General features: G+C 68.9%; 10 protein-coding genes. 8 read left to right on the top strand and 2 right to left on the bottom strand.

The window, feature by feature from the left end; translation table 11 throughout:
• Positions 1-95: 95 nt before the first annotated feature.
• Both JT723_RS12835 and JT723_RS12830 read right to left on the bottom strand, forming a co-directional pair.
• Complete coding sequence (locus tag JT723_RS12835; RefSeq protein WP_205044692.1) at positions 96-1298, bottom strand: hypothetical protein; 1203 nt, start codon at positions 1296-1298, stop codon at positions 96-98.
• Positions 1295-2110 carry a class I SAM-dependent methyltransferase gene (locus tag JT723_RS12830; RefSeq protein WP_205044691.1) on the bottom strand — a complete coding sequence of 272 codons (816 nt, stop codon included), beginning with the start codon at positions 2108-2110 and terminating at the stop codon, positions 1295-1297. Before JT723_RS12830 ends, JT723_RS12835 begins: the two co-directional genes overlap by 4 nt.
• Before the next feature lie 240 nt (positions 2111-2350).
• Between JT723_RS12830 and JT723_RS12825 the strand changes: the two genes are divergently transcribed.
• From JT723_RS12825 to JT723_RS12790, 8 genes are all read left to right on the top strand, one after another.
• Positions 2351-2797: a hypothetical protein gene (locus JT723_RS12825; protein ID WP_205044690.1), complete on the top strand. Its 447-nt coding sequence runs from the start codon at positions 2351-2353 to the stop codon at positions 2795-2797.
• Between the two features lie 10 nt (positions 2798-2807).
• Positions 2808-3716: a hypothetical protein gene (locus tag JT723_RS12820; RefSeq protein WP_205044689.1), complete on the top strand. Its 909-nt coding sequence runs from the start codon at positions 2808-2810 to the stop codon at positions 3714-3716.
• 254 nt (positions 3717-3970) lie between these two features.
• Complete coding sequence (gene acnA, locus JT723_RS12815; RefSeq protein ID WP_307794048.1) at positions 3971-6685, top strand: aconitate hydratase AcnA; 2715 nt, start codon at positions 3971-3973, stop codon at positions 6683-6685.
• Between the two features lie 414 nt (positions 6686-7099).
• Positions 7100-8524 carry an N-acetylglucosamine/diacetylchitobiose ABC transporter substrate-binding protein gene (gene ngcE / locus JT723_RS12810; RefSeq protein ID WP_205044687.1) on the top strand — a complete coding sequence of 475 codons (1425 nt, stop codon included), beginning with the start codon at positions 7100-7102 and terminating at the stop codon, positions 8522-8524.
• Positions 8525-8566: 42 nt separating this feature from the next.
• The gene (locus JT723_RS12805) at positions 8567-9487 is read left to right on the top strand and encodes a carbohydrate ABC transporter permease (protein ID WP_205044686.1); all 921 of its coding nucleotides are present in this window, start codon (positions 8567-8569) and stop codon (positions 9485-9487) included.
• A 10-nt stretch (positions 9488-9497) separates the two neighbouring features.
• The gene (locus JT723_RS12800; RefSeq protein WP_205044685.1) at positions 9498-10424 is read left to right on the top strand and encodes a carbohydrate ABC transporter permease; all 927 of its coding nucleotides are present in this window, start codon (positions 9498-9500) and stop codon (positions 10422-10424) included.
• A 284-nt stretch (positions 10425-10708) separates the two neighbouring features.
• The gene (locus JT723_RS12795) at positions 10709-11911 is read left to right on the top strand and encodes an ROK family transcriptional regulator (RefSeq protein WP_205044684.1); all 1203 of its coding nucleotides are present in this window, start codon (positions 10709-10711) and stop codon (positions 11909-11911) included.
• Positions 11912-12050: 139 nt separating this feature from the next.
• The gene (locus JT723_RS12790; protein ID WP_205044683.1) at positions 12051-13148 is read left to right on the top strand and encodes a sugar ABC transporter substrate-binding protein; all 1098 of its coding nucleotides are present in this window, start codon (positions 12051-12053) and stop codon (positions 13146-13148) included.
• Positions 13149-13350 lie beyond the last annotated feature (202 nt).

Raw genomic sequence — 13350 nt, 5'->3', positions numbered from 1 at the left:
CCCGGGCGGCTCGCACCCCGACGGACCTCACCGTACCTACTGAGGCCCGTCGCGCAACCCCCGCCACACGAGTCACACACCCCTGCCCCCACCGGTCACACCGGGGGCGACCAGGTCCGATGCTCGGGAATCTCCTCGGCGGCGGCCCTGCGCACCCGCGGCATGATCACCGCGACCAGGCAGGACACGGCCATTCCGAGCAGGCCCACGACCACCCCGAGCTTGGTCGCCAGCGACACCTGCGGCAGCACGAAGACGGCGATGTCCAGGCCGAAGGAGGCGGCGCTGACCACGGTCAGGGCCGCCGCGACCCGGTTGAGCCGGGCGTCCAGCGCCTCCGCCCGCTGCGAGGAGGCCGCGAGCAGCGAGTTGCTGACGTAGCCCAGCAGCTTGTCGGCCCGCTCCTGGGTGTCGTCGAGCCCGATCACCTGCCGGGCGGACAGATAGCTGGCCCGGTGCGTCTGCGTCGACTCGATGCGGTAGCCGTCGAGGTGGTGGAAGTCGGCCCACAGGCCGTCGAGGAAGCGCCGGAAGGCGTGCACGTCGGTGCTCTCCGGGTGGCCGTGCGCCAGGTCGGCCAGCACCCAGCGCCCGGCGATCAGTGCACCGACCAGCAGCGACTGCTGGGCGACCGCGATGTCGGTGGGCTCGGTCATGGTCAGCAGCTCGTCCAGCGGCGCCGCGGGGTCGTAGTCCCACGCGTAGGTGTACGGCAGCAGTATCCGGCAGTGCGGACCCGATATCGGCTCCGCCACCCGGGCGTCGGTCTCCCACGGCGGGTCGTCGGTCACGAAATGGCAGTTGTAGCGCGCCGACTGGCGGTCGATGGGCGACCGCCCGCCGCCGAGCGCCAGGTCGGGCCGCAGCGCGATGCCCTGCACCAGTCCGCTGCTGACCGAGGCGGCCAGCACCGCGGTGAGGACCGCCGAGTCGGCCTCCCGCAGCGTCCGGTTGACCAGCGAGTCCAGTGCGTCCAGCTCCGGAAGCGACAGCTCCCGCAGGTCCCGCTCGTGGCGCAGCGCGTAGACCACCAGGACGGTGCCCGCGGTCAGGATCCTGGCGTGGCAGGCCAGGATCTCGGCGCCCGGCAGCGACACCGAGCGGGCGATCAGCGCGGTCAGGTCCATCTCGATGGTGCTGTCCGGGTTGTACGCCAGCGACTTCAGGCCGCCCGCGACCGGCTGCAGCTCCCCGTGCCCGGGCACCGCCACCAGTTCCAGCGCGGTGCCGGGGGAGCGGTGGTGCAGCGGGTACGCCCGGCACTGCAGGTGCAGCACCTCCTGCGTGCCGCGGGTCACCCGGCCACCGCCACGTACTCGGGGATCAGCTCGGACTCGGGCACCTCGACCTTGCCCAGGTAGCGGCGCTGCAGGTCCTCGGGGCCGACGTCGAGCAGCGGGCCGCCCAGCAGTTCCACCAGCTCGGCATGGGTCAGGTACGAGGCCTCCGGCGGCACGGAGCGGCTGCGGAACCACTCCCGCTGCACGGCCAGCACCTGGCTTCCGGACGCGGCCGCGGGCCAGTAGCTCACCGCGGTCAGCGCCGTACCGCCGAAGCCCGCGCCCAGCGTCACCACCGCCCGCGCGTCCTCGGGCGGAAGGTAGAAGACCAGGCCTTCCGCCACATAGGCCACCGGGCGCCCGGCGGCCAGCTCGCGCGCCGCCTGCGTGACCCGCTCGCGGTCCGCGGCGCTGCCCAGGTCCGCCGCCAGGTGCCGGACGTCGCGCCGCGGCAGCGTGCCGGCCGCGGTCAGCTCGGCGGCCCGCTGCCGCTTGGCCTCTGCCATCTCCGGCAGGTCCACCTCAAGGGCGGCGGGGAAGTCCTGCAGCCACGGGTAGGAGGAGAAGCCCGCACCGCACACCACCAGCACGGTCGTGGGGTCGGCCGCCAGCGCGCGGGCCAGCTCGTCGGCGATCAGGCGCCCGCGCAGGGCGACGACGAGGTCGTCGTGCGGGTAGACGGCGTCGGCGTACCCCTGCCACAGCTGCCTGACCCCGTCCCGGTCGGCGTCCGGGATCCAGGCCGCGGCCAGCGGGTCCGCGGCCAGGTCGGGGCGGCGGGCACGTGATTCGTTGACGAGATAGGCGGTGAGTGCGACTCCACCGTGCATGGTGCGAAAACCCCCGTAGCGGACCGAAGTTGACGGAAATGACGTCCCGTCACCCCCCTTCGTACCATCGGCACACCGCCCCGGCGCAAGTGCGGCCCACCACCCCAGCGGCACTCGCCGGCGCCCGGCAGCACTCAGCGACAAGGACGTGCCACTCAGCAGCAAGGACCACCGACCGGTACCCGGCCTAGCGTGTGGGTTGCCCGAAGCGGTCATCCACACACAGTGGGGGGAAACGCAATGCGTACAAGAACGATGGTTTCGGTCGGCGCGGCAGCGGTGGGCCTGGTCGCCACGGCGCTGGCGGCGGCACCGGTCGCCTCCGCCGCGCCCGCGGCGTCCACCGCGACCCAGTGCGAGACGAACTTCGTCTGCCTCTACTACCACAGCTCGGACTACGCCACGTCCCACGGCGGCAACTACGGGGCGGTCATGGAGACCGCCGCGAACATCTCCGACTTCAAGGACTGGTACTTCTACAAGAGCGCCTACGGCAGCGACGGGGCGGGCCTTTCGGTCAAGAACAACGCGGCCTACGTGACCAACTGGCACCCGACCAAGACCTACCGCGTGTACTACAACAGCGGCTACAGCTGCGTCTACGCCTGCCAGGACATCCACGGCGCCACATCGGCGGACCTGAACTCCCAACTGAAGAACAACGACGCGTCCGGCAAGTTCCTGTGACGGTGAGCAGGTGAACAGGCGCCACACGCTCGCCGTGAGCCTCCTGGCGGGCACGCTCGCCGCGTGCGGCCTCGCCGCCCTGTCCGCCTGCTCGGCCGACACGCCCGCCGCGGGTCCCGCCGCCCTTCCTGCGGCGGGACCCGCGACGGCGGCCGGCACCCCTTCGGGGGTGCCGGTCATCGTGGACGCCAACGACAGGCCGATGCCGCTCGACCCCTACCTCCTCGACCCCGCGCAGATCGCCGCGATCGACAAGGCCCAGTCGGTGCTGGTCTCCCGATGCATGGGCAGGCTCGGCTACGACTACCCGGTCACCGCCGAGAGCGCCGACCCTTCGGGCATGGGCGCGGACGCCCCCACGACCCGGGTCGACGGCTACTTCGGGTTCCAGAGCATGTCCCACGCACGGAAGTGGGGGTACCACCCGGAAGGCGGTTTCCCCGCGGCCGACGACAGCGCGGGCACGCACCTGCCGGCGCAGGAAGGCGCGGCGCTGAACGGCTGCGCGGGCCAGGCTCGGCAGTCCCTCACCGGCAGCAGCACGGGGGATCCCGGCGATCCGGACTTCGTCGTCCGGCTGAAGTTCGACACCCTCGGCAAGGGCACTCAGGACCCGCGCACCCTCGCGGTCTTCGCCAAGTGGTCGGCCTGTATGAAGGCCAAGGGGCACCGCTACGCCGACCCGATGAAGGCGTCGGGCGACCCGGCCTGGAGCCGGGCTCGGCTGCCCACCCCGCAGGAGGTCGCGGTAGCCGTCGCCGACCAGGAGTGCCGCCGGGACACCAACGTGGTGGGCGTCTGGTACGCCGTGGACTACGGCTACCAGCAGCAGGCCGTGCAGCAGAACTCCGCCCGCCTGGCCGCGGCGAAGGCGCAGATGGCCGCGCACCTGGCAGCCGCCGACCGCGTCCTGCACTGACCCGCGGCCGCGCCGCCGGCGCGCACCCGCTGTTCCCCGGCCCCGGTACCCTCCCGCTGTCCGCGCCGCCGGCACCCACCCGTGCCGGCGGCGCCGCACGACACCGGCAGCCCCACATGAACCTTCCGCCGTCATGTACTAGAGTTATCTCGACATCGAGATATCTGCCGAGGCGTACCGCGGCAGCGCTGGCAGCGGCGACGCCGCGGGGATGCGCGCGCAAGGACGCAGGACGACACATGAAGGAGACTGCCGTGTCGGCGAACAGCTTCGACGCCCGCAGCACACTGCAGGTGGGCGACGAGTCGTACGAGATCTTCCGGCTGGACAAGGTCGAGGGCTCGGCCCGGCTGCCGTACAGCCTCAAGGTGCTGCTGGAGAATCTGCTCCGCACCGAGGACGGCGCCAACATCACCGCCGGGCACATCCGCGCCGTCGGCGGCTGGGACTCGCAGGCGCAGCCCAGCCAGGAGATCCAGTTCACGCCGGCCCGCGTGATCATGCAGGACTTCACCGGTGTGCCGTGCGTGGTCGACCTGGCCACCATGCGCGAGGCGGTCAAGGAACTGGGCGGCGACCCGGCCCGCATCAACCCGCTGGCGCCCGCCGAGCTGGTCATCGACCACTCGGTGATCGCCGACCGCTTCGGTACCCCCGACTCCTTCGCGCAGAACGTCGAGCTGGAGTACGGCCGCAACAAGGAGCGCTACCAGTTCCTGCGCTGGGGCCAGACCGCCTTCGACGAGTTCAAGGTGGTCCCGCCGGGCACCGGAATCGTTCACCAGGTGAACATCGAGCACCTGGCCCGCACGGTCATGGTCAGGAACGGCCAGGCCTACCCCGACACCCTCGTCGGCACCGACTCCCACACCACCATGGTCAACGGCCTCGGTGTGCTCGGCTGGGGCGTCGGCGGCATCGAGGCCGAGGCCGCGATGCTCGGCCAGCCGGTCTCCATGCTCATCCCGCGGGTGGTCGGCTTCAAGCTGACCGGCGAGCTGCCCACCGGGACCACCGCCACCGACCTGGTGCTCACCATCACCGAGATGCTGCGCCAGCACGGGGTGGTCGGCAAGTTCGTGGAGTTCTACGGCGAGGGCGTCGGCGCCACGTCGCTGGCCAACCGCGCCACCATCGGCAACATGTCGCCGGAGTTCGGCTCGACCGCCGCGATCTTCCCGATCGATGCCGAGACCATCAACTACCTGAAGCTGACCGGCCGCTCCGAGCAGCAGGTGGCGCTCGTCGAGGCGTACGCCAAGGAGCAGGGCCTGTGGCTCGACCCGGCCGCGGAGCCGGACTACTCCGAGAAGCTGGAGCTCGACCTGTCCACGGTCGTGCCGTCCATCGCGGGACCCAAGCGCCCGCAGGACCGTATCGTGCTGGCGAACGCGGCCGAGCAGTTCGCGGTCGACGTGCGCAACTACGTCACCGACGACGAGGAGGCCGGCAAGGAGTCCTTCCCGGCGTCCGACTCCCCGGCCACCCACAACGGAGTGCCGGCCAAGCCGACCCTGGTGACCGCCGAGGACGGTACGAGCTACGAGCTGGACCACGGCGCCGTCACGGTGGCCGCCATCACCTCCTGCACGAACACCTCGAACCCGTACGTGATGGTCGCCGCCGCCCTGGTGGCCAAGAAGGCGGTCGAGAAGGGCCTGACCCGCAAGCCCTGGGTCAAGACCACACTGGCCCCCGGTTCGAAGGTCGTCACCGACTACTTCGACAAGGCCGGCCTGACGCCCTACCTGGACAAGCTCGGCTTCAACCTGGTCGGCTACGGCTGCACCACCTGCATCGGCAACTCCGGGCCGCTGCCCGAGGAGGTCTCCAAGGCGGTCAACGAGGCCGACCTGGCGGTCGCCGCGGTGCTGTCGGGCAACCGCAACTTCGAGGGCCGGATCAACCCGGACGTCAAGATGAACTACCTGGCCTCGCCGCCGCTGGTGGTCGCCTACGCCATCGCGGGCTCGATGAAGCTGGACATCACCAAGGACGCGCTGGGCATCGACCAGGACGGCAAGCCGGTCCACCTCGACGACATCTGGCCGACCGAGGCCGAGGTCAACGACGTGGTCGCGTCCGCGATCGGCGAGGACATGTTCCGCAGCTCCTACAGCGACGTCTTCGCCGGCGACGCCCAGTGGCAGGCGCTGCCTATCCCGACCGGCAACACCTTCGAGTGGGACCCGCAGTCCACCTACGTCCGCAAGCCCCCGTACTTCGAGGGCATGGGCATGGAGCCGGAGCCGGTCACCGACATCAGCGGCGCCCGGGTGCTGGCCAAGCTCGGCGACTCGGTCACCACCGACCACATCTCGCCCGCGGGCGCGATCAAGGCCGACACCCCGGCCGGCCAGTACCTGACCGAGCACGGCGTGCAGCGCCGCGACTTCAACAGCTACGGTTCGCGCCGCGGCAACCACGAGGTCATGATCCGCGGCACCTTCGCCAACATCCGGCTGCGCAACCAGATCGCCCCCGGCACCGAGGGCGGCTTCACGCGCGACTTCACCCAGCCGGACGGCCCGGTCGCGTTCATCTACGACGCCTCGCGCAACTACATCGAGCAGGGCACCCCGCTGGTCGTCCTGGCCGGCAAGGAGTACGGCTCGGGGTCGTCGCGCGACTGGGCCGCCAAGGGCACCGCACTGCTCGGCGTCAAGGCGGTCATCGCGGAGTCCTACGAGCGCATCCACCGCTCCAACCTGATCGGCATGGGCGTCCTGCCGCTGCAGTACCCCGAGGGCGCCTCAGCGGTCACCCTGGGCCTCACCGGCGAGGAGACGTACTCCTTCTCGGGCGTCACCGCGCTGAACGACGGCAGCACCCCCAGCACGGTGAAGGTCACCACCGACACCGGCGTGGAGTTCGACGCCGTGGTCCGTATCGACACTCCCGGCGAAGCGGACTATTACCGCAACGGCGGCATCATGCAGTACGTACTCCGGTCGCTCATCCGGCAGTAGCCGCGCACAGGTAACTCGCGAGTAGCACGGACCGCGTTCCTCCACGGGAGGGACGCGGTCCGTCCGCTTTGCGCAAGCCAATCCGCCGATCGTCCGCCATCGCCGCACGGGGAACCCGCTGACCTGCGGTTTTGCCGTCCCGCATTTCGGACAGGTCTCAACTCGGGAAAGCTTGCCGACCAAACGCGCTCTTGATCTTGCCCTCTCGGAGAGAAGTGGACTATACCTGTCGGCGTCCAGGGAACCTGCTGGAGCGCGGGGTCAGGCGGGTCAATCGGCGGAGTGTCACCGCCGGTCGTCGGATATCGTTCCCTGCCTCACTGGATGCACGGCATCACTCAAGCTTCAACTGTTAGCGGTCGACGGCGGATTCCGCTGCACCGCATGAGTCCTGGAGAAGGCGAGGACTTGAGCATGGGATCCGAGTTCAACCGGCGCGATGCAATCAAGCGGGCAATGGCGATCGGCGTGGTGGCGATTCCGTCGGCATCGCTGCTGTCGGCATGTGCCTCGTCCAGTGGCGGGGACAAGAACAAGCCGGTCGCCACGGGCACGAAGTCGGCGGCCAACCCGCTCGGCGTCAAGAACGGCGCGCCGCTTGAGGCATTCGTCTTCAAGGGCGGCTTCGGCGACGACTACATCAAGTCCGCCGAGACCGTGTACAACACGACCTACGGCACCACCGTCAAGCACACCGGCACCCAGGGGATCGGCCCGAAGCTGCAGCCGCGCTTCGCCAACAACACCCCGCCGGACTTCATGGACAACTCCGGTGCCGACAACCTCGACACCGCCGCCCTCGCCAAGGAGGGCAAGCTGCTGGACCTGACCCCGCTGCTGGACGCCCCCACCATCGACGACCCGTCCAAGAAGGTCCGCGACGTCCTGGTCGCCGGCACCGTCGAGCAGGGCCAGTTCGGCTCGCAGGCGATGTACGCGCTCAACTACGCCTTCACCGTGTACGGCAGCTGGTACTCCAACAAGCTCTTCCAGGAGAAGGGCTGGACGTACCCCAAGACCTTCGACGAGATGATCGCGCTCGGCGCCAAGACCAAGGCCGCCGGCATCGCGCTGTTCACCTACCCGGGCAAGTACCCGTACTACGTGCACTTCGACCTGCTCGCGCAGATCGGCAAGGTCGGCGGCAAGGAGGTGCTGAACGCGATCGACGACCTGGAGGACGGCGCCTTCCAGGTCGACGCGGTCAAGACGGTGCTGGCCTACTACGAGGAGCTGGCGGCCAAGAAGTACTTCCTGGCCGGCTCCGAGGGCAAGACCCACATCCAGATGCAGACCGACTGGACCAAGGGCAAGGCCGCCCTGGTGGCCGACGGCTCGTGGGTGGAGAACGAGGCCGCCCCGACCATGCCCAAGGACTTCGACCTGGCGGTCGGCCCGCTGGTCGGCGCGGGCGACAGCGACAAGATGCCCTTCGGCACCCTCTACGCCGCCGCGGGCGAGCCCTTCATCGTGGCCGCCAACGGCAAGAACCCGGCCGGCGGCATGGAGCTGCTGCGGATCATGCTCGCCAAGAAGCAGACCGACAACTTCACCAACACCATCAAGTCGCTGACCTGCGTGGCGAACTCGGCCGAGGGCCTGACCCTCACCCCGGGCCTCGCCTCGGCGAACACCGCCCTGAAGGCCGCGGGCAGCAACGTGCTCAACGCCCGCATCCAGGACTGGTACAAGAAGCTCAACAACGAGACCATCGGCAACCTGACCGCCCAGCTCCTCACCGGGGACATCACGGCAGCCAAGTGGATCGAGGGCGCGCAGAAGGCCTCGGACGCCACGAAGAAGGACTCGTCCGTGCCGAAGTTCAAGCACAGCGCCTGATCCGTATTCCCCCTGACGGCTGAGACGAGAGCGACCGGCGACATGCGACACGGCAAGTACCGGTTCATCATCGGATTTCTGGCGATTCCCCTGGCGCTGTACGGGGTCCTTGTGATCTCGCCCTTCGTGCAGGACTTCCAGATCTCCCTGACGGACTGGACCGGGCTCACACCCGACAAGCACTACATCGGGTTCGAGAACTACCGGAAGATCATTCACAACCACCTCTTCTGGCAGTCGCTGTGGCACAACGTGCTGCTGCTGCTGATCGTGCCGGTCGTGACGCTGGCACTCGGTCTGTTCTTCGCTTTCATGCTCAACGTCGGCGGCCGGCGCAAAGGCAGCGCGTCGGTCGCCGGCGTATGGGGATCCGGCGGCTACAAAATCATCTTCTTCTTCCCCCAGGTCCTGTCCGTCGCGGTGATCGCCATCCTGTGGCAGCAGATCTACAACCCCGACCCCGACGAGGGACTGCTCAACGTCCTGCTCAAGGGTGTCGGGATCGGCGGACAGACCTGGCTGGGCGACCCCAAGCTCGCGCTGGCCTGCATCATGGCGGTGATGGTCTGGGCGAACGTCGGCTTCTACGTGGTGCTCTTCTCGGCGGGCATGGCCTCCATCCCCACCGAGATCTACGAGGCCTCGCTGCTGGACGGCGCCAACCGGTCGACCACCTTCTTCCGGGTCACGCTGCCGCTGCTGGCCGACACCGTCGCGACCGGCTGGGTCTACATGGGCATCATCGCCATGGACGCCTTCGCCTACGTGCAGCTGATGTCGGTCAACGACGGCGGTCCCAACGAGAAGACCGACGTCGTACCGCTGCTGCTGTTCAAGACGGCATTCCGGGACAACAGCCAGTACGGCCTGGCGGCGGCCATGGGTGTCGCCATGCTGATCGTGACGCTGGTGTTCGCCGCACTGACACTGCGGCTGGCGCGCCGCGATCGTCTCGAGTTCTAGGGGTACCGCGATGACAACCGACACGATCGAGGACGCCACCCCGGGTTCCCCGCCCCGCAAGTCCGGCACACCGGCCTCCGACACGACCGGCTGGAAGTGGCGGCGCAGCGAGGGACTGGTGCTGAACGCCTTCAGCCACGTCTTCCTCGTGGTGTGGGCGCTGATGGTGGGCCTGCCGCTGCTGTGGGCGCTGTGGAGCTCCTTCAAGAGCTCGGGCGACATCCTCAGCCACCCGCTGTCGCTGCCGACCCACTTCCATTTCGACAACTGGTCGCACGCCTGGTCCAAGGCGAACATGGGCCGGTACTTCATCAACACGATCATCGTGGTGGGCTTCTCGACCTTCGGCACCATGCTGTTCGGCTCGATGGCCGCCTACGTGCTGGCCCGCTTCGAATTCCCCGGCAACCGGCTGATCTACCTGTGCTTCGTGGCGGGCATGGCCTTCCCCGTCGTCATGGTGCTGGTGCCGCTGTTCTTCGTGACCACCAACCTCGGCATCATCAACACGCTGCCCGGGCTGATCCTGGTCTACATCGCCTACTCGCTGCCCTTCACCGTCTTCTTCATGACGTCCTTCTTCCGCACCCTGCCGACCTCGGTCGCGGAGGCGGCACTGGTGGACGGCGCCTCGCACACCAGGACCTTCTTCCAGATCATGGTGCCGATGGCCAAGCCGGGCATCATCAGCATCGGGATCTTCAACGTGCTGGGGCAGTGGAACCAGTACCTGCTGCCGCTGGTGCTGAACCAGGGCGACACCAGCAAGTGGGTGCTCACCCAGGGCCTGGCCGACCTGGCCGTGCAGCAGGGCTACCAGGGGGACTGGGGCGGGCTCTTCGCGGGCCTGTCGATCGCCATGCTCCCGGTGCTGGCCGTCTACATCGTCTTCCAGCGCCAGGTGCAGGCAGGACTCACCGCGGGGGCGCTGAAGTAGGGCGACCCCGACACACCCCACGACCACCCGTCGCGGCCCCGCAGGGGACCGTCAGGCGCCCGGCGGCTCCGCTCCCAGCGGAGCCGCTGCTCGGCGTTCGCCGGGCCGAATCGCATAACGGTGTGGTTCTCCCCCTTGACGGGACATCACCCCAAACACTCAACTTAGAGTTCACATGTTGTAGACGACGGGGTCTCGCTGGTGTGCTGCTTCCGGCATCAGATTCGGCCCCGTCCCGTGCGGGCAGACGGACACGGGCCGCCTGCCGGGCAGGAGTGGATGTCGTGGAGACACCGGGATCGCAGTCGTCGCTGCACCGGGCCAATCTGGAACGCGTGGTGCGGGCCGTGCGACTGGCCGGATCGCTCACCCAGGCGGAGATCGCGCGCAGCACCGGTCTGTCGGCAGCGACCGTGTCCAATATCGTACGCGAGCTGCGGGACAACGGAACGGTGCAGGTCACGCCGACCTCCTCGGGAGGTCGGCGGGCGCGCAGCGTGGCGCTGTCCGGGGACGCCGGCATCGTGGTAGGGGTCGACTTCGGCCACTCCCACCTGCGGGTCGCGGTCGGCAACCTGGCCCACCAGGTGCTGGCCGAGCAGTCGGAGCCGATCGACGTGGACGCCTCGGCCTCGCAGGGCTTCGACCGGGCCGAGCAGCTGGTGGCCCGGCTCGTGGAGTCCACCGGGATCAGCGCGGACAAGGTGCTCGGCGTCGGGCTCGGAGTGCCGGGGCCGATCGACGTGGAGTCGGGGGCGCTCGGCTCGACCGCGATCCTGCCGGGGTGGAGCGGGATCAACCCGCGCCAGGAGATGTCCGACCGGCTCGGCGTCCCGGTCCAGGTGGACAACGACGCCAACCTCGGCGCTCTCGGCGAGCTGGTCTGGGGCGGCGGCCGCGGGGTCAAGGACCTGGCCTACATCAAGGTGGCCAGCGGCGTCGGCGCCGGCCTGGTGATCGACGGCCGGATCTACCGCGGCCCGGGCGGCACCGCGGGCGAGATCGGCCACATCACGCTGGACGAGTCGGGGCCGGTCTGCCGCTGCGGCAACCGCGGCTGCCTGGAGACCTTCACCGCGGCCCGCTACGTGCTCGAGCTGCTGCGCGGCAGCCACGGCGACGGGCTGACCGTACCGCGCATGGTGCAGCTGGCCCGCGAGGGCGACCCCGGCTGCCGCCGGGTGACCGGCGACGTGGGGCGGCACATAGGGATGGGCGTGGCCAGCCTGTGCAACCTGCTCAACCCCAGCCGTATCGTGCTGGGCGGCGACCTGGCGGAGGCGGGGGAGCTGGTGCTCGGCCCGATAAGGGAGTCGGTGTCCCGGTACGCGATCCCCAGCGCGGCCCAGCGGCTGTCCGTGGTGCCCGGTGCGCTGGGGGCGCGGGCCGAGGTTCTGGGGGCGCTTGCCCTAGTCTTGAGCGAGATGGGCGATTCGACCCTTTTGGATGGGAACCACCCGGTTGACACACCGGCCTTTTCGGCATAACTGAGCGTTCACACAGCTAACGAAACGCGCCGTTGCCATCTCGTTAAGTGTTTACTTCTTGACGACAGGGTGTCAGCCGGAGTTGACTCACGAGCACCTCGGCCGCGGTGTTGCGGCCCTGTCAGGGAGGCAACCTCACATGAACGCAATGACGCGTCGAATCGTCATCGGAACGGCCGCTGTTTCGATCGCGCTCACCATGGCCGCCTGTGGTAAGGCGGGTGACGACAAGGGCTCCAGCAGCAGCAGCAGCGACAGCAAGAACAAGTCCATCGGCCTGCTGCTGCCGGAGAACGCGACCACCCGGTACGAGAAGTTCGACAAGCCGCTGATCGAGGCCAAGATCAAGGAGCTGTGCGCGGACTGCAACGTGCAGTACGACAACGCAGCCGGTGACCCGGCCAAGCAGGCGCAGCAGGTCAGCAGCATGATCGCCAAGGGCGTCAAGGTGCTGATCCTGGACGCGCAGGACTCGACCGGCATCAAGTCCTCCGTCCAGGCCGCAGTCGACAAGGGCATCAAGGTCGTCGCCTACGACCGCCTCGCCGAGGGTCCGATCTCCGCGTACGTCAGCTACGACAACGAGAAGATCGGTGAGCTGCAGGGCCAGGCGCTGCTCGACGCGATGGGGCCGAAGGCCACGCCGTCCGCCAACGTTGTCATGATCAACGGTGACCCGGCCGACCCGAACGCCGCCATGTTCAAGGCCGGCGCCCACAAGGTGCTGGACGGCAAGGTCAAGATCGCCTACGAGCAGTCCGGCCTGTGGAAGGACACCGTCGCGGCGCAGAAGATGTCCGCGGCCATCACCCAGCTGGGCAAGGCGAACATCGCCGGTGTCTACTCGGCCAACGACGGCATGGCCGGCGGTATCGCGACCTCCCTGAAGGGCGCCGGGATCAACCCGCCGCTGACCGGTCAGGACGCGGAGCTGGCGGGTCTGCAGCGGATCCTCGCCGGCACCCAGACCAGCACCATCTACAAGCCGTACAAGCCGGAGGCCGACGCCACCGCCGAGATCGCGGTCGACCTGGTGAACGGCAAGGACTTCAAGTCCGTCGCCGACACCACCGCCAAGCAGAACGGCGGCGCCGAGATCCCCGCGAAGCTGCTGCCCGCCTTCTCCGTGACCAAGGCGAACATCGCCTCCACGGTCGTCAAGGACGGTCTGTACACCAAGGACCAGATCTGCACCGCGGACTTCGCCGCGGCGTGCACCGCAGCCGGAATCAACTAGTCCGGACCCCGCGGTGAGGACCGGACCCCCGGCTCCGCACCGCACCCCGCAGGCCTGTCCGGCGCCCCGCCCCGACAAAACACCCCGCTAGGGGCAGGGCGCCGGACGGAAACGCTTGCGGGAGCACCATTCGGGGCGGGGGTACTACCCTCTCCCCGTTCACTTTGTAATCCTGTGCTTTTAGCACTCCCTCCGCGGCTGT

The organism is Actinacidiphila bryophytorum, assembly GCF_016916835.1.
Taxonomy (GTDB): domain Bacteria; phylum Actinomycetota; class Actinomycetes; order Streptomycetales; family Streptomycetaceae; genus Actinacidiphila; species Actinacidiphila bryophytorum.
The sequence above is the reverse complement of the archived record's forward strand: the minus strand, read 5'-3'. Positions and strand labels throughout refer to the sequence as shown.

Excerpts from the sequence above, each read along its gene's own strand:
- JT723_RS12830 (WP_205044691.1), bottom strand. The coding sequence starts at position 2,110 with ATGCACGGTGGAGTCGCACTCACCGCCTATCTCGTCAACGAATCACGT.
- JT723_RS12825 (WP_205044690.1), top strand. The coding sequence starts at position 2,351 with ATGCGTACAAGAACGATGGTTTCGGTCGGCGCGGCAGCGGTGGGCCTG.
- ngcE (WP_205044687.1), top strand. The coding sequence starts at position 7,100 with ATGGGATCCGAGTTCAACCGGCGCGATGCAATCAAGCGGGCAATGGCG.
- JT723_RS12805 (WP_205044686.1), top strand. The coding sequence starts at position 8,567 with ATGCGACACGGCAAGTACCGGTTCATCATCGGATTTCTGGCGATTCCC.
- JT723_RS12800 (WP_205044685.1), top strand. The coding sequence starts at position 9,498 with ATGACAACCGACACGATCGAGGACGCCACCCCGGGTTCCCCGCCCCGC.
- JT723_RS12790 (WP_205044683.1), top strand. The coding sequence starts at position 12,051 with ATGAACGCAATGACGCGTCGAATCGTCATCGGAACGGCCGCTGTTTCG.